Genomic DNA, 20,380 nt, shown 5'->3' with positions numbered 1-20,380 from the left:
GAGATCGCCGGCAGCCTCCATCTGTCCACCGGGACCATCCGGAACTACATGGCGGCCATCACCCGCAAGACCGGCGCCCGCAACCGGATCGACGCCATCCGGATCTGTCTGGGCGAAGGCTGGGTATGACCCATCCGCCCAACTCCCCGCCAGATCACGGTAGAGCGGCGAGCGCACGAGCAGCTCCTCATGCGTGCCGCAGTCGGTGTGCGTGCCGTCCATCACCAGGACGCGGTCGGCACGGCGGGCCGAACTGATGCGGTGCGCAACGACGACCAGGGCGCCCCCCGGCCGCCCGCGCGCCCGCCCGGCGAAGGCTCGCTCCGCGCGGGCCTCGCCGGCCGGATCGAGGTGGCAGGTCGCCTCGTCGAGCAGGACGAGGGGTGCGGGCGCGAGATGCGCCCGCGCCAGCGCCAGCAACTGCCGTTCCCCGGTGGACAGGGACTGGGGATCGACCTGCCCGTCCGGGCCGCCCAGCCGCCAGACCAGCCCGTCCGCCCCGACGGCGGCACACGAGGCCAGGACAGCGGCGTCGCTAGGCGGGGCGGGGCACAGATACGTGACGTTCTCGCGCACCGTCCCCGTGAACACATACGCCTCCTGCGGCACGAGCGCCCGCAGAGCCGCCAGCTCCCCCGGCCTCTGCCCGCGTACCGGCTCGCCCCACAGCCGCACCTCGCCCCCGTCCGGCACCAGCACTCCGGCGATCAGCGCGGCCAGCGTGGACTTCCCGATCCCGCTGGGCCCGGCCACCGCGAGATGCCCTCCCGGGGCGAGGTCGAGGTCCAGGCCGCGCAGCACGGGTTCGGCGTGGGGCCCGTAAGCGAAGGTGAGACCGCGCAACGAGACGACGGACGGGGGCACTGTGGATGGGGGCACTGTGGAACCAGGCGTACGCCACGTCGGCGAAACCCCGGGCTCTGGGTGCGGGGGCTCGGATGTCTTGGCGCCGGCCCGCCGGTCCGGTCCGGGGCCGGCGGCGGTGCGCGTGGTCTCGGCCGGCAGCCGGTGCGGGACGGCGGCGGTGGACGGCCGCGCCTCCTGGGCCGGCCCTGGCCCCGGGGCTACCGGGTCCGTGTCCTCGAGCGGGTCCGTGCCCTCGGGGGTGAGGCGGCGCAGGACCACCGCGAGGCGGGCGGTGGTGGTGCCCAGGGAGAGGATGAGGCTCTCGAGGGCGGGGAGCAGGGACTGGGTGAGGTAGGCGAGGGCCGCGACGAGGGCACCGGGGGTGACGCCGTGGCCGAGCAGCCAGGGGGCGCAGGCCAGCAGGAGGATGACGGGCAGGTGGCCCGCGACACCGACGGCCAGATCCCGCAGCATGCCCCAGCGGGCCAGGGCGCGAGCCGCCCGCAGCTCCGCGTCGATCCGGACGGCGGCATCGGCCACCACCCGGGGCTGGGCACCGCAGGCCGCGATGTCCCGCAACCCCGCCACCACGCTGCCCAGATCGGCCGCGAGGGCCTCGTCGGCGGCGAGGAACGTCTCCTGGCGCCGGGCCAGCGGCCGCAGACTCGCCACGAACAGGGCAAGCCCGGCCAGCAGCGGCGGCAGGACGACCAGCAGCAGGACAGGCGCCAGCGCGAGCAGGCCCACCAGTGCCGCACCCGCCGAGAGCACGAAAGTGCGAGACACCAGCAGCAGATTCGCGAAGGTGTCACGGCCGATCTCCGTCTGATACGTCAGCTGCGACACCGCCGCCCCGTCCGCGCCGTGCAGCGCGCGGTGCACGATCCCACGGACGAGCGCGTCACGCATCGGCTCCACGATTCCCGCGAGCGCCAGGTGCACCCGGCCCAGCCCGAACGCCCCGAGCACCACCGCGATCCCGGCCGCCGCGAGCCACCCCATTCCGGTACCGGTCTCACCGCGCAGAAACCCGTCGTCGAGCGCGCGGGCAAGCGCGTACCCGAGGAGGAACGTCTGACCCATCTCCAGCACCGACCAAGCGAGCAGCCCAACGACAGCGCGGAGCGTCCGGCGCAGATGCGGAAGCACAGCCCGGACCGTCTCCGGCATCCACGGCTTCCCCTTCGCCTCAGCCATCGGTGGTCTCCCCGGCGAACGCCGCCCGGTAGGACGGGAGTTGGCACAGGTCCGTGTGCCGTCCCGTCGCACGGACCTGCCCGTCCTCCAGCCACACCACCAGCTCGGCGCGGGCTGCCGTGGAGCCGCGATGGGCGATGATCAGGCAGGTGCGGGCGGCGCTGTCGTGCAGGAGGGCGCGGGAGACCTTCCGTTCGGTGACGGCGTCGAGGCTGGAGGTGGCGTCGTCGAGGACGAGCAGCCGGCCGGCATGGGCGAAAGCCCGTGCCAGGCCCAGGCGTTGGATCTCCCCGCCGGACAGCGGCGCGTTTGTGCACGCCGTGTCGTAGCCGTGGGGCAGCCGGCGCACGAAGTCGTCGGCGCAGGCGGCGCGGGCCGCGTCGGTGACGGCCGCCTCGCCGGGGTCGTACGCGCCGAAGGCGATCGTGCCGCCCAGGGTGTGGCCGAGCAGCGCGGGCCGCTCGAAGGCGTACCCGGCCGCGCGGCGCAGCGCCTCGCGGGTGAGTGAGGCGAGCGGGACGCCGTCGAGGAGGACCGTGCCCGTGTCCGGGTCCGTACGCCGCCCGGCCAAGGCGGCCAGCGCCGACTTGCCACTGCCGGAGCGCCCGACGACGGCGATCGCCACGCCGCCCGGCAGCCGCAGATCGATGCCGCGTAACACCTCCCGGCCCGCGCGCCTCAGCGTGACGCCCCGAAACTCCACCATGCCGCTGCCGGGCGGGAGTTCATCGACCGGCCCGTACAGGGTGACAGGTTCGGCGAGCACCTCGCCGAGCCGCACCGCCGCGTTACGACCGCGCACCAGAGCGCTGATCTGGCCGACGAGCCCTGCGGCGCCGGTGGCCAGACCGGCGTAGCGCCAAGCGGCCAGCAGCCCGCCCACGCTCAACTCCCCCGCCGCGACCCGCAGCCCGGCGACAACCAGCACAGCGACCTGCAACAGGGGCAGCAGCGCGGCGGACTGCGCGGTGGAACGGCCCATGATCCGCCACAAGAGGTGCGCCTGCCGGGACAGTTCGGCCAGCGGCGCCAGAATGCGGGCCGCTTCCCGCTCATGGGTATGAGCGGCAGCGATGGTCCGGGCCCCGCGCAAGGCCTCCGTCAGACGCCCCGCGATCTCCCCCTGAGCACGCAGATACGCGGCACCACTGTCACCGAAAGCACGGACAAACACCTTGAGGAACAAAGCGAGCAGAGGCATCCCCGCGAGCACGACGAGCGCGGTCCACACATCGGTGAGAGCCAGGGCGACCAGCCCGCCCACCGGCATGAGAACAGCTGCGAACAGAGCGGAGAGCGCCACCGGCACCGTCCCCGCCTGAGCAGCATTCCCGACCAGCCGCGCCACAAGATCGCCGTGCGCGAACCGTTCACCCGCCCGCGGCCCGCAATCCAGCAGATGCCCCAACACTCTGCCGCGGATACGGGCCGTGGCACGTGCGGTGCCCTCAGCCCTGGCCACGTCGTCGAGTGCTCCCAGCACCACGCAGGCCACCGTGAGGGCGGCACACAGCACCAGCCACGACCCCGCCTCCCCCTGCCGCCCGGACAACAGCAGATCGAGCGTCCGCCCGAACACAGCGGGCAGCGCCAGCTCGGTGGCAGCCAGCAGCACACTGACCACCAGGACGACCGCGGCGGGCGCGGCACTACGGCGCACCGTGTCCCGCAGAAACTGCCGTGCCACGGTTGGGGCTTCGGGCATGAGGGAGTCTTCCTGATCCACTTGGTCGGCCGGCCCCACACGACACCGGCCCCGGACGGCGAACGGAGCCGTCCGGGGCCGGCGGGGCAAATACCCCGGTGTCACTGGGTGGGCCCGCTCAGACGCACAGCAGCAGGCTGAGCGCGCTGTTGCCACACCCCTTGCTGGCAGCGCTCTGGGCGCCCAGGTCGTCGTCTTCAGGGACGTCGAGGGTCTGGAGGTCGAGAAGTGCCATGTCGATCATCCTTTCCGTCATTCCGTGGGGACGGGTTGATTTTCTGTCACGACCCTGGTCGGGCCGGTCTGTGGGCCGCCGCCGAACGCCTGCAGCGGGCTGTGAAGCAAGGCCGGAAGCGGCGGCAGGAAGGGCAGCGACGCCGGATGCCCGGCGTCAGCCGCGCCGAGAGCGAGCAGACAGCCCGCGGTGCCGGTGGCAAGATCCATCGAGAGCCGCATCATCTGATCGCCGGGGAAGGCGATCTCGCCCTCGTAGGGCACGGCGTACCAGCCGAGCGCGGCGACCTGCGCCTCCACCTCGACACGCGGCGCCCCCACACGAGCAAGGTGCAGGATCATGCCGGCACGCCCCTCGAAAAGGCCGGGCTCCGCGTAGTACCGCGACCGGGCCAACGGCGCGATGGCGTCCCTGGCCCGCGCGAACTCCTCGTCGCCCGGGCAGTGGACGAGGTAGTCCTCGATAACCGTGCCGATCCCGACACTGCCCGAGCCGAGATACGGCATCGTACGGAAACCCTCATCCACGGCGAGCGCGCCGCTGCCGTCTAGGACGCACCGCGCCAGATCGGCACGCAGCGCAGACGCCGCGTAATCGAGAAGCGCGGGCTCGCCGGTGGACCCGTACAACCGCAGAAAAAGCAATGCCGGGCCGGTCGCGCCCCGGAGCAGCCCCGCGCGCTTGCCCGCTGCAGGGTCCTTCTGGGCGAGGATGCGCGCCGCTGTCAGCGCGTGCTCGCGCAGCCCCGACTCCCCCGTCGTCCGGGCGAGATGGTCGAGAGCGAGCCCGAGGCCCGCGAGCCCGCCGTGAAGGTCCGGGCCGAGGATCTGCCAATTCTCGTCCAGGACACGGCCCATGAGGTCGAGGGCGCGGCCGGTGTGTCCGAGCCGGTCGAGGAGATACGCCACCCCGGCAAGGCCGTCGTAGAAGCCCAGCCGTGTCCCGTCGGGCGGCGGATCGGTGTGATCCAGGAGCCATTCCTCGCCCTGCTCCCAGCGCCCGCTGCCCGACTCCTCCAGGGCATAGAGGACACCGGCAGCACCGTACGCCATACCGAGACCGCCACCGTCCTCGAACTGAGCGATATCACCGGGAAAGAGCCGGTCGTTGCGGCCGGGCGTCGCGGAACGCAGGATCGCCCGGGCCATCGAGGCAGGGCCCTCGGGCCGGTTTGCCGGATCAACAGGCAGGTAAGGCGCCACGCCGGGCTTTTGGTCGCCCGTGATGACCCGTACCGCCTCGTCGAGGAACGATGGCGGCAGGTCAGGAAACTGTCCGGCCGTGATCTCAGCGAGGTGGGCGGCCTTGTCCCGGTCGACGGCCAGGAGCGTCGTCAGCGGCAGGAACAGCGCGATCCGCAGACAGGCCAGGGCATAGTGGTCGACGTCGTAGCCCTCGCGATCGGCCGGGGCGACGAAACCGGGGTGGGCCATGATCTGGCCGCGGTGTTCGCCGACGGGCGTGGCCGCCTCGAAGTCGACCAGCCACACGGTCCGTTCGTCCGGCGCGAGCATGATGTTGAACATGTGCAGGTCGTTGCAGACCAGCCCCCGCGAATGCACAGCCGCCACCGCAGCCTCGACGGCGCGATGCACCTCCAGCGCCCAGCGGGTGTACTCGGCGACCGCGTCCGGGTCCGGCTCGGGCGTCAGCAGGGGATGACGCCGCGCGAAGAAGGAGTTGAGGGGGCGGCCGTCCAGGAACTCCATGACGAGGAAGCAGTGCTCGCCGAGAGTGAACCAGTCCCGCACCTCCGGCGCGACACCCAGACCGGCGAGCCGCTCCAGAGCGGCCCGCTCCCGCTCCAGCCGGGTCACGGCATCCGCCCCGTCCCCCGCGAGTCCCGCATACGGCCGGGCCTCCTTCAGGACGACCTTCTCACCGGTCCGCGTATCGGTGCCCTCGTAGACCCCACCACCATTGGAGAAGTGCAGCGCCCGCTCGATCCGGTACGGCAAGTCCTCGGTGCTGACGGCACTCCGCGCCTCGAGATGCGGGCGCAGGAACTCCGGGAGCGTCACCCACTCCGGCGGCTGGAAGGCCGGGCCCCGGCGATCGGGAACGAGCCGGCCGTCCGGGTCCTCGATCGCGGGGACCACGACACCGTTCTCATCCACGCAATTGCGTATAGCGAAGCCGCCGTAACGCACATACAACGGACCCTTGTTCCAGCGCAGATCACTGAGAATGTACGGCCCCACCTCACCGTCCAGCAGTGCGCCCAACTCCTCCAGGATCCGGCGCAGCTCGCTCTCGTTGGCTGGATAGAGGGTGGCGAACTTACCGCTGTAACCACGGCGCGCATACTTCGAATTACGCAAGTACAGCAGCGGGACACTGGGCACGAACTTGAACGGGATACCCCGCGGCACGCAGTAATCCCACACGTGCGCGGCGGTCTTCTCCGCGTTGTCGAGACACGCCGAGACATGAATCTTCCAGCCCTGCCGCGGCAGCCCCGCACGCGGCTCGCCCTGCTCGTCGACCGGCGTGAAATGCAGCCAGTCCCCCACCACGGAGCTCCGCCACGCTTCGGGGACCGGCCGCTGCGCCGCCTCGAAGCGGGCAGCGGCGGATTTGCCGCCAACAGCGAACACATGGTCCAAACGGTCCGGCGTCTCGTAGAAGACGCGGTCGACCAGACAGTAGACCTCGTACCGCTTGTCCATCGTCCCTCCCCCTCGAGGCAGCACGGTCGAGAGTTCCACCCCACCCGGGGAAGCGGACAGTCATACACGTCATGAACCCACCGTGCAAAACGCACAAGTCAACCTATGTTCCCCCGCGTTCGACCAGCGAACGGCGACCCCTGCGGACAGGAGACGACCTCCTCGCTCTCCAGCACCCCGAACATGACCGCCACCGCGTGCCCCGGCCCGTCCCCCGAGCCGGGGCACGGCCCCGGCCAGCAGGCCGCGCACCGCGCTGCGGCCGACCAGAGGTTCCCCTGGGCGCGCCACTTCCGTCCTCCCCGTACGGACGCACTACGGACACCTCGCCGCCCGCGGCACTCGCCCGCACCGACAACCAAAGGACGCGCGGAGCGCGGGCGCGTTCAGCAGGGCGGGGGGAAATGGGCAGGTCGTAGGGGAAAGTTCCAGTTCCGTCACACGTACGGAAACCACCCGCGCGGTCCGGCCCATCAGGCCCGTCAGGGGCCAGCCCGTTCGCGTACCGGCGGCGGACTCGACACCACCACGCCCTCGATCACACCCCCCAGGGGTGCACAGCGGCGAGAGACGCGCCAGAGCCGCGACCCCGGCGAAAAAGGCCGCCGCGGGATCGAACGCGACGCCCGGCATGCGGGGTGCCGGCGAGGCCCGGCCCAGCAGCCCGCGGGGGACGACCTACTGCCGCAAAGTGAACCAGACGACCACATTGATGGAGCCAAGCGCCTAGAGCAGGCCCCAAACGACACCGAAGGCCAGCGGGGCACGCAGCGGGATCAGGAGCAGGGCAGCGAGGCCCACCACGGCGGTGGTCGTGATCAGGACGCAGCCCGGGACACAGCGCTGCACGAGGCAGCCGCCGACGGCCACACTCACAGAAACGATTATGGACAGTGAGCCAGAAGCCGAACCCAGCAGGCATCACCCGCCACCGCCCGCCCGTCCTGAACCGCCAGATCACGCCCTCGAACTGCTGGTGCAGCCGCTCGGGATACGGGCCGTATCTGCCAATCGGCAGATACGGCCCGATGACTCCCCCTCTGCAGACGTCCGTTGCACCGGCGTCATGGAAGACGATCTATCAAGACGCCTGGCACCGCCGCGGGAAGGTCCCACAGACCGATCACGACTCGATACGCGCCCTAGGTGTATTGACCCGCAGCACCATCGAAGCGTCCAAGCGGTCCAGCAGGCAGCGCGCGTAGCCGAGTTCACGGTCGCATCCGGGCCGAAGACTGCGCTGAGGACCGCGCGGGTGCCGCACTCGACCAGCGCCGCCAGGCGCAGAAGGGGGTAGCCGAACTCCTACACCTCGCCGATGTGTTTGCGGTACTCCCGGGTCACCGCCTCCTCGTCCGGGACACATAGGGTCGTACCGTCCACGGCGTCCACGGCGTCCACCCGCAGCTTGCTGTAGAAAGACTCGGCCTGCGTCGGAGTGGCCACGGGGCCTGCCAAGATTTCGAACATGCGGCGCAGCGGTGCACTGCCCAGTCGGCGCCGAGCCCGCGAGAGCGACCAGGCGCAGGGGAGCGGTACAGCGCCCGCGAGTGCTTGGCGAGGAGCATGTTCCCCGACGCCATCGCCAAGCTGCGCGAGCGCAGGAGTGATCTGCGCTCACCAGGCGACAGAAGATGGCTTGGATAGCGAGAAGGGTGTCTCGCCGGGCTGACGGTGGGGCCGCCGGGAGCGCCCCTGCCGAAGCTGGTACACGTCGCGACCGGCTGGGGCTGCGCCCTTACGGCATTCTCAGGGGCGAGATTGCGCCGCTGGTCGCGACGTCGATGACAACCCGTCACGCCGGCATCGTGGCCAGCATCCTCCTCGCGGCCCTGTGCGCGATCGGGGTCGTCCGCGTTCGGGTATGGGCATCGAGGCCAACGCATGCTCCCAACCGGCAGGGCTACGACCGCGTCTCGCTCGCTGCGCGGGGCGCTGTGGAGCGCTTGTCCGGGCCGTGAACGTGCGTGCGAAGACCGGACTGTCAGTGCGCAGAGCGCAGGCGAACCGGTGGACAGCGGTTTGCGCGTTTGCGGTGCTCTCCGGTTCAGCCTTGTTCTACATATCCCGATTCCCGGGCCCTGATGAGATCGGCGACCGTCCGGGTGACGGGAGTGGCAACCCCGTACCTCTCTCCCAAGACGGCGACCTGTCCGACGATCGCGTCGACTTCGCCACGCCGCTTGAGAATGTAGTCCAGTAGCATGGACGGCCTGGCATTCGGGATCTTGGAACCGAGTGTCCGTACGTACTCGATCGGGTCGCCGACGCCGAGGGTGATCCCGGCGGCTTTGGCAACCGCGACAGCTTCCCGAGCGCTGGCCTCCGCCACGGCCCAGGCGGACGGATTGTCCATGACCTGGCCGATCGTCAACTCTGTCGCGCATGTAGTGCCGGAGAACGCAACGTTCACAATGAATTTCTCCCACACCATCTGGTCGGTGTCGCCGAAGAGCTTCACGGTGAATCCGGCAGACCGCCAGATCTCAGCGGAGGCTTCGAGTGCGGGACGAGGGAGGTCCTGGAAGGCGCCGAAGCGGATCATCTCCATGCCGTTGTGGTGGGCGACGCCCGGCGACGGCACCGATGCGCCGAAGCCGCCGACGACCCCGATTGCGAGGCGCTCTGTGCCCAGGATGCCCGCGACGCGTTCAGGCGAGCCGAGGCCGTTCTGGATGGTTTGGATCACAGTGTCCGACCCGACGATGGAACGCACGGATTCGGCTGCGGCTTCGACGTCGAACGCCTTGGTGGCGATGATGACCAAGTCGCAGACGCCGATCCCGTCGGTGCTCGTGCCCATGAAGGCGAGGTTCACCGTGTGGTCACCGCTCGCGCCGTGCACTCGCAGGCCATTGGCGTTGACTGCGGCCACGTGGTCCGGCCAGAGACACACGCCGTGGACCTCGTGGCCGGCTCGTTGCATGAGGCCCGCGTAGACGGAGCCCATGGCGCCGCAGCCAACGACGGCGATTTTCGACATGCTTGGCTTCCTTCCAGGGAACACGCTGTGACGGCAGGTCGGAACGCACGCGTTGGTCAGTGCATCGACGACGGCGGTGGTGACCTCGGCGGTCGATCCGGTGCCGCCGAGGTCAGGCGTCGTGGGGCCACATGCCCAAGTTCAACTACAACACTCAGCAGCAGGTTGTGCAGTTGGTGCACCGGGGTTACGGCTCCGGCCCAGCCAACGGGCGATCTGGGCCTCAGACACCGTTACACAGGGCGGCCCGCACCGTGCCGAGGCGTCGAACCCGGTCCCCTCGAGCGGCTCGAGAGGCTCAGAACTCCATTGCTCTGGGTGTGGGGCAAGCTGTGGTCAGTGCAGCGATCGACCACCGTCGACGACGAGGGTCGATCCGGTGAGGTAGCCATTGGTCCCGGCCAGCATCACAGCGTCGGCGATCTCCTCGGCCGTGCCTTCTCTTCCGATCAGGTAGCCTCGCCGCTCGGCGACGTTCGCGCGTTCGGCCGACGAGCGCTGCTTCTGGGTAGTCCTGGCCAGGGGGGTGTCGACCAGGCCAGGACACACGCAGTTCACCCGGATGCCCCGCGGGGCGAGGTCCAGGGCCATCGAGCGACTCAGCCCCACCGCTGCGGACTTGGACGCGACGTAAGCGGCCATCTCGGGAATCGGCCGCACCCCGGCGGCGGATGAGACGACCACGATCGCCCCGCCTTCGCCCATCAGAGGCAGCAACGCTCGGCTGACCGTCCACACCCCCGTCACGTTGACGGAGAAGACCCGATGCCAGTCCTCCTCCGCCGTCTCGATGTCGGTGTCGACCGCTCCGACGGCGACGGCCCCGGCGCAGTGCACCAGCAGATCAAGGTGCCCGTGGGCGGCGGCGACCCGTTCGGCGAGTGCCTGGACGGACGTGCCGTCGGTGACGTCCACCTGCTCTTCCCCCATGCCTGGGACAAGGTCCGCCACCACCACAGCGGTGCCACTGGCCCGCAGCCGAGCGACCACGGCAGCGCCGATCCCGCTGGCGCCCCCTGTGACGACTGCGACGCTTGGACGGACGTCGGTGCTCACTTGCCCTCCCGCGCAGCGAGGAGCGTCGGGCGGACCCGCTCGGCGTAGTCGGCACAGGACAGGAACTCCGCGCGCCCGGAGGCGAGCGCGTGCCGGATCGTCTGCTCCAGAACCCACATGCGGGACGGCCGGCCGATGATCTGCGGGTGCATGCCGAGCATGAAGTGCGTGCCCGGTTCCTCGAGCAGGCCGTCGAACTCCCGGGTCCAGGTCTCGAGCACCGCCGAGGGCGCCGACATCACCCGCCCGGTCACGCGGTTGGTGTACATGAAGACCGGGGTGTCGACAAGGGCCCAGGCGAACGGGAGCTCGACGATGTCCGTAGTGCGGTCATGAGTGTCGAGCAGGTGGGCCGAGTCGGAATCGAAGAGATTGGAGGAGAACCGCATGCCGTGCTTCTCCATCAGCTTCACCGAGTGCGGGGTCAGCTCCGCGGCGGGTGAGCGCCAGCCCTGGGGCGCGCGGCCCGTTGCCTTCACGATGGCGTCCGCAGCAAGCTGAAACTCCTCGGCCTCCTGCTCCTCGCTGAGGTTCTCCGACCAGGCATGGGTGTGGCTGTGGTGCTCGATGGTCAGTCCGGCCTCCAAGATCGCCTCGATCTGGGCGGGGTAGCGCTCCACAACCTGGCCAGGGACGAAGAAGGTGGCCGCGATGTCGTAGCGGCGCAGCAGGGCGAGGATCCGGGGCAGCCCCACATTCGGGCCGTAGTGCCCCTGGGACACCCAGACCGGCTTGTTCGCCCCGGCGGGGTCGCGGGCCGTCCAAAGGAGCTCGGCGTCCATGTCGAAGGTCAGCAGGACGGGCGTAGTCATCGTTGTGCTCCAGACGGGATTTTCACGGGACGCTGTCCGTCGGTGTGGTCTGACCAGATGCTAGGTTGAGTGAGTGGTTGTGTCGGGCGCAACTTGGGGGATGGGACTGGGGAGCGATGTTCACACCGGTAGACAAGAAGCGGGCCTTCGAGGCGGTCGTCCAGCAGATCGAGTCTGCGATCTACTCCGGGGAGTACGCCCCGGGGGACTTCCTTCCGCCTGAGCGGACGCTGGTCGAGGACTTTGGGGTGGGTCGGTCCACGGTCCGCGAAGCGCTGCGGATTCTGGAGAGCATGGGGCTCGTGAGGACCAGCCCCGGCAGCCGAAGCGGGCCCGAGGTCTGCGGCTCGGTGACCCCGGGCCTGACCAGGATGCTGCGGGGCGCGGTGCGGATGGAGGAGATACCGGTCGTTGAGCTCGTCCAGTACCGGATTATCGCCGGCGCGGCCGCCAACAGGCTCGCGGCTCACTTGCGGACGGACGAGCACCTCGAGCGGATGGAGGCGGCGATCGAGGCGATGGAGGCCGCCACCGACGCCCCCAGCTTCGCTGCGGCGGACGACGATTTCCATGCGGTTGTCCGGGAGGCGGCAGGGAACCGCCTGCTCGGCATCGTCGGCGGCGTGATCCGAGATGCGACCCTCGATCTGGTGGCCGGGGCCGTCGGTCCCTCGGCCGGTGCGCAGCAGGCACAGCGCGAGTTCATCGCGGAGCACCGCCGCATCTTCGCCGCGATCGCCGAGCGCGACGGCGACACCGCGGCTCGTTTGGCCGGCCAGACCCTCTACGAGGGCTACTCCGGCGCCCTCGACGAGGACGAGCGGCACCGACTTGCGGTGCTGCTGGAGCCGGACGCGTGAAACCCGCACGACCTCACCTGCCTGTAGCCGGACTCGCCGGCCACGGTGCGGGGCGGGGTGGGAATACGTGCTCTTGAACCGCGTCGGCCACGTCCAGGAGCCGGTCCTCCGCTCCGGGACGGCCCAGTACCTGCAGCCCCACCGGCATTCCCGCCACGCTCCCGCACGGCACCGTGATCGCTGGGTAGCCGGTGTAGTTGGCCAGGAAGGTGTAGGCGACCAGCTCGCGGCGGGCGTCCTCGGGTAGGGCGTCAATCGGACCGCCCGCGCCCTCCGGCGCGATCACACCGGTGGTGGGCGTTACCAGGAAGTCGACGCCGTCGAGCAGCATGTCGAGGTGGTCTGCGGCGGCGTCCCCGCAGCCCAGCGATTGCGAGTACTGCGTGCCACTGACGGCGGCGGCCCGCTTGAAATGGTGGCGTGTGTAGCTGGAGAGGAGATCGCGCGAGGCTGCGTCGGTCATCATCCGGTCCCCTCCGGTGGCCAGTCGGTCGGCCATCATGGCGTCGTAGAAGGGATCGGCGAACCGGGGGGTGTCCAGGCCGAGCCGGCTGTCGTCGACCTCTACGCCGTCGAGGAGGGCGAGGCGTCCCACCGCGAAGCGGACTGCGTCGACCACCTCACAGGTGGCGTCCCGGCCGCTGTCAGCGACCCAGCGCAGACGCCAGCCGTGACGCCCGGAACGGAGCGCGGCGTCGCGGTCGACGAAGGTGCGGGTGCTCCGCTCGGCGTCGACCGGCCCCCGCATGGCGTGCCACATCGCGCGAGCGTCCTCGACCCGCAAGGCCAGCGGGCCGGGGACGGAGAATCGGCGGGTACCGATGAACCCGCCACCGGCCGGTGTCGCGCCGCGGGACGGCTTGAGTCCGACGACACCGCACAGGGCCGCGGGGATGCGCACCGATCCCCCGCCGTCACTTCCCAGCGCGACTGGGGTCAGGCCGGCGGCCACGGAGGCTGCGGCACCACCGCTGGACCCGCCGCAGATCCGGGTCGGGTCCCACGGGTTGAGCGTCTCCGGCTGCAGTTCGTTGACCGTGCGGATGTAGATCGCAAACTCGGGGGTGTTGGTCTTGCCGACCATGATTCCCCCCGCGCGCCGGATACGGGCTACCACGGGAGCGTCCTGCACCGGAACGTGATCGGAGAACACCGCGGAACCGAATGTGGTGCGGACGTGGCGGGTCGCGTAGGTGTCCTTGACCGAGAAGGGGATGCCGTGCATCGGCCCCAGGCGCTCTGGCGCTCCGTCGACTGCTTCGGCATCGGCGAGCGCCTGCTCGGGGCAGATCGTGAGGAAGGCATGCAGTTCGGGATCACGGTCGCGGATCCGGTTCAGGCTGTGTTGAGCTGCCGTCACGGCAGTGCGGTTGGGCCCCGCCTGCTGGACGTCCATGGCGACCGACAAGGTATTCACTCCGATCGCGGTTCGGGGATGCTGGTGACGGTCACGACCACCCTCCGTAGATCGACCAGCCGCCATCGACGGCGAGGGTCTGGCCAGTGACGTAGGAGGCATCGGCCGACAGCAGGAAGCGCACGACGGAGGCGACCTCGCTGGGCGCCCCGAGACGGCGCATCGGAGTACGTCCCAGTACGCCCTGCTCGTCGAGCAGGCCGCGCGAGAGGTTGCGCTCTACCAGCGGCGTACGGATCGTGCCCGGGGCCACCGCGTTCACCCGGATCCCGGCCTCGGCCCACTCGGCGGCGAGCTGGCGAACGAGCCCCTCGAGTCCCGCCTTCACCGCGCCATAGCCCGTCCGGCCGCTCAACGCGCGGCCTGCGGCCAGGCTCGATATCCCCACCACTGCTCCCCCGCGGACGGCCAGCATCGGATGGGCGGTGCGCAGCAGTCGGGCCGCCGCCGCGAGGTGCACTGCCCATAGCTCGTGCCACCCCGAGTCGTCGAGGTCGAGGAACGAGCGGGTCATGCCGGTGCCCGCGTTACTGACCACCCCGTCGATGCGTCCAAAGGCCGACTGGGCGGCCTCGACGAGTGCCCGGGTGGTCGCTGGATCGGCGACATCGCCCGCCACCGCGATGCAACCGCGACCCTCGGCTCGCACGTGTGACTCGGTTTGCGCCAGGTCGTCGCCTGCGTCGAGGCCATGGACAACCACATCCCAGCCGCTGCGTGCGAGGTCCACAGCGCACGCCCGCCCGATCCCTGACGACGATCCGGTCACCACCGCGGCGGGGCGTCCGTTCCCGGCGCTCATCGATCCTGCAGTGGCTCGAAGGCGGTCTCGCGCATCCGCAGGTAGACGATCACCGTCGGGATTGCGGCAGCCATCGCCCAGAACGCAGGTGCGAGCGGCGTCCCGAGCCACGCGATCAGCGCCGTCGCGATGAAGGGCGCGGTCCCGCCGAACAGTGCCGAGCTGAGGTTGTACGGCAGCGCCATGCCGGAGTACCGGAGCCGGGTCGGGAACAATTCGGTCAGCCCGGCCGTGCCCGGACCCGAATAGCACGCCATGATCATCATCGCCGGGAACTGGGCCACCACAGCGACCCAGAAGGAGCCACTTGACATCAGCAGATAGATGGGGACCGCCGATATGAAGAATGCGACGGCGTGGGTGATCAGGATCGGCCGCCTGCCCACCTTGTCCGACACGCGGCCGACGACCAGGGTCAGCAACGCGTAGGTGATCATTCCGACGACATTGACCACATAGGCATCGCCGAGGCTCAGGCCTGCCTCGTTGCGCAGGAACGTCGGGGTGTAGGTGAGGAACGTGTAGAAGCCGATGTTGGGCAAAGCGGTGAAGAAGAACGCAGTCAGCATGGCACCGCGTTGGGTCCGCACCGCCTCAGCAGTCGGTCGCTCGGCGATCTCGTCGGCATCCCGCAGGGCCTGGAAGTGGGGCGTGTCCTCCATCCGGAACCGGATGTAGAAGCCGATGGCACCCAGCGGCAGCGCGACCAGGAACGGGATGCGCCAGCCGCCGCTCTCCAGCATCCCGGCCGATCCGAAATTGGTGATTGCGGTGACGACCAGGACGCCGGCCAGCGTCCCCGCGATGACGCTGAACTGCTGCCAACTCGACACCCGGCCGCGGCGCCCCGTCGGGGCATTCTCGATCATCAGTGTGGCCGAGCCGGTGAACTCCCCACCGGCCGAGAAACCCTGAATCAGACGCAACAGCAGGAGCAGCAACGGTGCCGCGAGCCCGGCACCCGCGTACGTGGGCAGCAGCCCCATGCCGAGGGTGCTCGCCGAGACCAGGATCAAAGCCAACCCCAGCGCGGTCCGCCGGCCACGCCGGTCGCCGAGTTGACCGAAGAACAGTCCGCCCAGCGGGCGTACCACGAAGCCGACGCCGAACACCGCGAACGTCGCCAGCGTCGAGGCCACGGTGCTCTCGTTCGGGAAGAACAACGACGAGATCACTGGGCTGAGGGCGGCGTAAACGCCGTAGTCGTACCACTCGATGAAGTTGCCAATGCCGCCGGCGACAACCGCACGGCGTGAACTCGGAACAGACGGTACGGCACGCGTCGACGCCGCGTCTGGCGGTCGGGCAGTTGCGGTCACGAGATCCTCCGTGAAAGCTGCTTCGCTGAACTACCTGGCTACTGGTCAGACCAAATGGACAGTAGACTGACGTCCATAGGATGTCCAGAGTTACGGGGTTATTGGGCTTCGCTAACTTGAACTGCCCGATGGCAGGGTCCCAGCTGTACTGGCCGGTGAGGCACGGAACCGCGCTGGCCGTCTCGTGAACAGCGGAAACCGTCACGACGTCGCACAACCGATGCCCCTGCTGGACGCGATACCCCAAATCCGCCGGGTGCGCGAACGGTCGCGGTACCGGCCGCGCCGGCTGTTCTCCGACCGTGGCTACGACCACGACAAGTACCGCCACCTGCTCCGGGCACGTGGCACCGAAGATGGCCCGCAAAGGCACACCACCAAGGCCGGCCTGGGAAAGATCCGCTGCCTCGTCCAGCGCACCTAATTCGCCTGGCTCCACGAGTTCACATGCATACGGATCCGCTACGAGCGCGGTCGGCCCCCAGTCCAACTCGCCTGCGTCGGCAGTGAGTTCGATGGGCACGGTCCGGTCCGTTTCTGACTCGCGCGGGCGGAGCCGAGCCTGGGCCAGCAGCTCGCGGCCCATGTAGCGCCAGGCTTCGGGCATGCGCTGTTGTGGTGGCCGATCCGGTCTTCGGTCAGGACACGTCGGTCTCGATTGTGTGGGCGTCAACGACAGCCGTGAGACGGCGCAGACGTTCGAGGAGAAGATCTGCTTGCTGCGTGGTGAGGACGACTGTCGCCCGGATCTCGCTGACGACGCTGCCCTCGCGGACGTCGACCACGAGGTCCCGGACGCTGTACCTGCGACTGCGCAGCACCATGGCAACTCGCAGGACGCCGTCGAGGCCGCCGGTGACATGGGCGATCACGCTGCGATGCGTCGGGGAATCCGCGGGCCGAGCGTCATCGTTCGAAGTCGAAGCGGCAGCGACGCTCGGCACGGTATGGCGATCGGCACTGGCAAGGCTGTGGGGACGTTGTCAAAGACGTGCTGGCAACCAGCGCACACGGAGACCACAAAGCGCGCGGCCCCGGCCGGAACGACGCCAGCGCCCTCGAACGCGGCAGCCTCCTGCCGGCACCGGAAAAGCGTTCGCCACTCGGCCCGGAACGGGCCATGATCCGCTCGCGACTACGCCGAAGCCGTTCATGCTCCAGGCTGCCGCCCGTAACAACGCCGAGTGGTGCGCAGCGATGAACCGATCGCATGGCCTGGTGAGCGAGTTCGGCCTGGAGGCTTGGGCGGCCCCGGCCCGCACGCCGCGGTACTACCCCGACGCAGTGACGCTCGTGCCGGGGGTCGACCCGGCCGTGCTGGCGGCACGTATCGACACCACTGCGCCCGGCGCCTCGGTCAAGGACAGCTTCGCCGACCTCGACCTGACCGCGGCCGGCTTCCAGGTCCTGGTCGAGGCGCAGTGGATCCATCGCCCGGCGAGTGCACCCGCCATCGCATCCGATCTTGCCTGGGACGTGGCCGACACACCGGACACGCTGCGCGCCTGGGCACTGGCCTGGGACGACGGGGACGGCCACGCGGACCTCTTCCAGCCCGAACTGCTCGATGACCCGGCCACCTTCGTGCTCGCCGCACGGTCCGCGAGCGGCCGGGTGGTCGCCGGAGCGGTGGCGAGCCGCAGCGACCAGGTGGTCGGAATCTCCAACGCCTTCGCATCGGACGGCGGCCCTGACGCGACCTGGCCGGTCGTACTGAAAGCAGTACACCGGCTGTTCCCGAGCTTGCCGGTGGTCGGCTACGAACACGGCGATCACCTGGCGGCTGCCATCCGCCACGGCTTCGAGGCGGTCGGTCCACTGCGGATCTGGCTACACGGATAAACCGGCTTCAAAGCCGTCCGAGCCCGCCGTTCGCAACTACCGCACCGATCTACGCCACTCCCCTACTCGGGTGGTGCGGTCGGGAGTTGTGGGCGAGGCAGCGGCCGCAGCTGGTTGCCTACCGTGGGGGGCGTGACGCCTTCCGACAGCGAAGACCTGTGAGCACCACCAGGTCCAGCAACTCATCGAGGGCGGCCTGCACCGCACATTGGTCTGTGGTGGTGGTCGGCGGACGCACTCACATTCGTTCCGGTGCTGAGACACCGAGCATCTGCAGTCCGTTGCGCAGCACCAGCCTGCTGGCCTCCGTCAGCCACAACCGGGCCCGGCTGCGGTCGTCCGGGTCTTCGCCAGCCCGTGGCAGGACCCGGCAAGCGTCGTAGAAGCGGTGGTACGTGCCGGCCAGCTGCTCCAGGTAGTGCGGTACCCGGTGCGGTTCGCGCAGCGTGGCGGCGGTCGCGACGACCTGCGGGAACTCGGCCAGCATGCGCAGGAGGTCGGCCTCCCGCTCGTGGGTGAGCAGAGAGGGGTCGAAGTCCTGCGGCGCACCCTTATCGATCCCGGCTTCCTCCGCCCTGCGCTGCACGGCGCACGGCCGCGTGTGCGCGTACTGGACGTAGTAGACGGGGTTGTCGTTCGACTGCCGGGTGAGCAGGTCGATGTCGAGGTCGATCATCGCATCCACGCTGGCCCGTGCGAGCGCGTACCGCGCGGCGTCAACGCCGACCGCTTCGACCAGGTCGTCGAGGGTGAGGACCGTGCCCGCCCGCTTGCTCATCCGGACCGGCTCCCCCTCCTGGACCAGGTTGACCAGCTGGCCGATCAGGATCTCCAGGTGCGTGTCCGGGTCGTCACCGAAGCAGGCCGCCATGGCCCGCATCCGGCCCACATAACCCGCGTGGTCGGCGCCGAGCATGATGACGACCCGCTCGAAGCCCCGGGACCGCTTGTTGAGGTAGTACGCGCAGTCCGCGGTGAAGTACGTCCAGGAACCGTCGCTCTTCACCAGGACCCGGTCCTTGTCGTCACCGAAATCCGTGGTGCGCAGCCAGACCGCGCCCTCATCCTCGAAAACGTGACCTCCTTCCCGCAGGCGGGCGACAGCGGCGTCCAGGTCGCCCTGGTCGTGCAGGTCCTTCTCGTTGAAGTAGACGTCGAAGCGGGTACCGAACGCGGCGAGGGACGTCTTGATCTCGTCGAACATCAGCGCTGTGCCCTCTGTTCGGAAGGCTGCGAGGGCATCGGCCGCCGGCAGTTCCAGGGCCCTGGGCTGCCGACGCAGGACCGCAGCGACAATGTCCTCGATGTACGCGCCGCTGTAACCGTCCTCGGGCACCGGAGAGCCCTGCGCCGTGGCGAGCAGCGAGCGGGCGAAACGGTCGATCTGCACACCGGCATCGTTGAAGTAGTACTCCCGCGACACATCCGCACCCGCCGCCTCGAGCAGCCGGGCGAGCACGTCGCCGACGACCGCCCACCGGGCCCCTCCGATGTGCACCGGCCCGGTGGGGTTCGCCGAGACGAACTCCAAATTGAGCCGGAGGCCGCCGAGCCGGTCTGTACGCCCATAGGCGTCACCGGCCAGGACGATGTCGCGCGCGAGGGCACCGATCGCTGCGCTTTCCAGCGTGATGTTGAGGAATCCGGGGCCCGCGACCTCGGCCTTCGCGACTCCGTTGGCCGCGCTCACCAGCGGGGCCAGCACTTCGGCGACGGCGCGGGCGGGCAGGCCGGCGGACTTGGCGAGTTGCATGGCGATGTTGGTCGAGTAGTCGCCGTGGCTGCGGTGGCGGGGGCGCTCCACGCGGATCTCCTCGGGCACCTCTGCTGAGATGCGTCCGGACTGGATGGCCGTGTGTACGCCGTCAGTGATGACGGCTGCGAGATCTGCTGGAGTCACGGCGGCGACGCTACCGGGGCGGTCGCCGCTGCAGACACCGATTAATCAGGCAGTCAAGGCCGACGTGGTTCTCATCGAACGCCGGAGCCCAGTCATCGGCTGAGCCAGCGGGCTACCTCACTTCAACACGCTGAACATGACAGAGAAGTCATCGGTAAGACGTTGGCGGCAGTGATCCAAGAACGAGAACGCGTCCGACGCCTGGCGCCGCTGCCCGGGCGTCTTCTCCCCGTTTAGGTAGTCCCGGATCGTCTGCCCCACCCGGATCAGCAGCATCGTCCGCGCCGTCCTCGCCCTGCATCTCGCCAGGTCAGACTGAGAGTGGGAAAGGCTCATATTGCCAGGGGGTGACGGTGCTCGGCGACGGCGCCCACATCAACACCGGCCTCATCGTCCCGCACCCCAAACGGCCCGGACGAGCTCTACTCTGCCCACCGCAAGGTCCGCGCTCGCGTCGAGCACGTCTTCTCCCGGATGAAGAACTACAAGATCCTGCGTGACTGCCGGCAGCACGGCGACGGTCTCCACCACGCGGTCCAGGCCGTCGCCCACATGCACAACGTCGCCCTCGCGTCGTGAGCAGAAGAGCCCGTCACCCGCTCTGACCTGCCCGCACTCAGCCTTGTGCAACGCCCTTTAGGGCCAATGCCGTTGCGTTATGGGCCTGTGGGTTGGGGTCTTGTGATGAGGATGGCTTGTGCGCCGGTGCGGGTGGGTTGTGGCCAGTCTCGGTGTTC

General features: G+C 69.5%; 18 protein-coding genes and 3 pseudogenes. 5 read left to right on the top strand and 16 right to left on the bottom strand.

Annotation, left to right across the window (positions count from 1 at the left end; genetic code table 11):
* Positions 1-129 (top strand): LuxR C-terminal-related transcriptional regulator (locus ABZ910_RS34920; RefSeq protein WP_361373222.1); only part of this gene is annotated, 129 nt, incomplete at its 5' end.
* Positions 130-417: 288 nt separating this feature from the next.
* Here the strand turns inward: ABZ910_RS34920 and ABZ910_RS34915 are convergent.
* The 10 genes and pseudogenes from ABZ910_RS34915 to ABZ910_RS34870 all read right to left on the bottom strand — a co-directional run.
* A pseudogene (locus tag ABZ910_RS34915) lies at positions 418-1,320 on the bottom strand (ATP-binding cassette domain-containing protein); the annotation flags it as partial.
* Between the two features lie 715 nt (positions 1,321-2,035).
* Positions 2,036-3,748: an ABC transporter ATP-binding protein gene (locus ABZ910_RS34910; RefSeq protein ID WP_361373220.1), complete on the bottom strand. Its 1,713-nt coding sequence runs from the start codon at positions 3,746-3,748 to the stop codon at positions 2,036-2,038.
* Positions 3,749-3,866: 118 nt separating this feature from the next.
* Positions 3,867-3,983: a SapB/AmfS family lanthipeptide gene (locus tag ABZ910_RS34905; RefSeq protein ID WP_361373218.1), complete on the bottom strand. Its 117-nt coding sequence runs from the start codon at positions 3,981-3,983 to the stop codon at positions 3,867-3,869.
* 17 nt (positions 3,984-4,000) lie between these two features.
* The gene (lanKC, locus tag ABZ910_RS34900) at positions 4,001-6,652 is read right to left on the bottom strand and encodes a class III lanthionine synthetase LanKC (protein WP_361373216.1); all 2,652 of its coding nucleotides are present in this window, start codon (positions 6,650-6,652) and stop codon (positions 4,001-4,003) included.
* Between the two features lie 726 nt (positions 6,653-7,378).
* Positions 7,379-7,528, bottom strand: coding sequence for a hypothetical protein (locus tag ABZ910_RS34895; protein ID WP_361373214.1), 150 nt, complete (start codon positions 7,526-7,528; stop codon positions 7,379-7,381).
* Between the two features lies 1 nt (position 7,529).
* Positions 7,530-7,682 (bottom strand): annotated as a pseudogene (locus ABZ910_RS34890) (transposase); the annotation flags it as partial.
* A gap of 275 nt (positions 7,683-7,957) precedes the next feature.
* Positions 7,958-8,110, bottom strand: a complete 153-nt coding sequence (locus ABZ910_RS34885; protein WP_361373212.1) for a hypothetical protein — start codon at positions 8,108-8,110, stop codon at positions 7,958-7,960.
* 589 nt (positions 8,111-8,699) lie between these two features.
* A complete protein-coding gene (locus ABZ910_RS34880; protein ID WP_361373210.1) occupies positions 8,700-9,635 on the bottom strand; it encodes a 2-dehydropantoate 2-reductase in 936 nt (311 codons plus the stop codon).
* A 336-nt stretch (positions 9,636-9,971) separates the two neighbouring features.
* Positions 9,972-10,691, bottom strand: coding sequence for an SDR family oxidoreductase (locus tag ABZ910_RS34875; protein ID WP_361373208.1), 720 nt, complete (start codon positions 10,689-10,691; stop codon positions 9,972-9,974).
* A complete protein-coding gene (locus tag ABZ910_RS34870) occupies positions 10,688-11,503 on the bottom strand; it encodes a polysaccharide deacetylase (RefSeq protein WP_361373206.1) in 816 nt (271 codons plus the stop codon). The genes ABZ910_RS34875 and ABZ910_RS34870 overlap by 4 nt, the downstream gene beginning before the upstream one ends.
* Positions 11,504-11,619: 116 nt before the next feature.
* Between ABZ910_RS34870 and ABZ910_RS34865 the strand changes: the two genes are divergently transcribed.
* Complete coding sequence (locus ABZ910_RS34865) at positions 11,620-12,363, top strand: GntR family transcriptional regulator (RefSeq protein WP_361373204.1); 744 nt, start codon at positions 11,620-11,622, stop codon at positions 12,361-12,363.
* Positions 12,364-12,376: 13 nt separating this feature from the next.
* Here the strand turns inward: ABZ910_RS34865 and ABZ910_RS34860 are convergent, their stop codons facing one another.
* From ABZ910_RS34860 to ABZ910_RS34850, 3 genes are read right to left on the bottom strand one after another with little or no spacing between them, the layout of a single operon-like run.
* On the bottom strand, positions 12,377-13,780 hold the full coding sequence (locus ABZ910_RS34860) for an amidase (protein WP_361373202.1): 1,404 nt from the start codon (positions 13,778-13,780) through the stop codon (positions 12,377-12,379).
* A 31-nt stretch (positions 13,781-13,811) separates the two neighbouring features.
* Positions 13,812-14,582, bottom strand: a complete 771-nt coding sequence (locus ABZ910_RS34855) for an SDR family oxidoreductase (RefSeq protein WP_361373200.1) — start codon at positions 14,580-14,582, stop codon at positions 13,812-13,814.
* The gene (locus ABZ910_RS34850; protein WP_361373198.1) at positions 14,579-15,901 is read right to left on the bottom strand and encodes an MFS transporter; all 1,323 of its coding nucleotides are present in this window, start codon (positions 15,899-15,901) and stop codon (positions 14,579-14,581) included. Before ABZ910_RS34850 ends, ABZ910_RS34855 begins: the two co-directional genes overlap by 4 nt.
* A 220-nt stretch (positions 15,902-16,121) precedes the next feature.
* Between ABZ910_RS34850 and ABZ910_RS34845 the strand changes: the two genes are divergently transcribed.
* Positions 16,122-16,325, top strand: coding sequence for a hypothetical protein (locus ABZ910_RS34845; protein WP_361373196.1), 204 nt, complete (start codon positions 16,122-16,124; stop codon positions 16,323-16,325).
* A gap of 214 nt (positions 16,326-16,539) precedes the next feature.
* Here ABZ910_RS34845 and ABZ910_RS34840 read toward each other — a convergent pair whose 3' ends face one another.
* Entirely contained in the window at positions 16,540-16,773 is a 234-nt protein-coding gene (locus ABZ910_RS34840; RefSeq protein ID WP_361373194.1) for a hypothetical protein, read from the bottom strand.
* A gap of 325 nt (positions 16,774-17,098) precedes the next feature.
* Here ABZ910_RS34840 and ABZ910_RS34835 point away from each other — a divergent pair, with 325 nt between their 5' ends.
* Entirely contained in the window at positions 17,099-17,743 is a 645-nt protein-coding gene (locus ABZ910_RS34835; RefSeq protein WP_361373192.1) for a hypothetical protein, read from the top strand.
* Between the two features lie 238 nt (positions 17,744-17,981).
* Here the strand turns inward: ABZ910_RS34835 and argS are convergent, their stop codons facing one another.
* Both argS and ABZ910_RS34825 read right to left on the bottom strand, forming a co-directional pair.
* On the bottom strand, positions 17,982-19,643 hold the full coding sequence (gene argS / locus ABZ910_RS34830) for an arginine--tRNA ligase (protein ID WP_361373190.1): 1,662 nt from the start codon (positions 19,641-19,643) through the stop codon (positions 17,982-17,984).
* Between the two features lie 117 nt (positions 19,644-19,760).
* Entirely contained in the window at positions 19,761-19,919 is a 159-nt protein-coding gene (locus ABZ910_RS34825; protein ID WP_361373188.1) for a hypothetical protein, read from the bottom strand.
* Positions 19,920-20,072: 153 nt separating this feature from the next.
* Between ABZ910_RS34825 and ABZ910_RS34820 the strand changes: the two are divergent.
* Positions 20,073-20,222, top strand: a pseudogene (locus ABZ910_RS34820) (transposase); the annotation flags it as partial.
* Positions 20,223-20,380: the final 158 nt, after the last annotated feature.

It is taken from the genome of Streptomyces sp. NPDC046805, from assembly GCF_040645355.1.
GTDB lineage: Bacteria > Actinomycetota > Actinomycetes > Streptomycetales > Streptomycetaceae > Streptomyces.
This window is presented reverse-complemented; position numbering and strand designations above follow the sequence as displayed.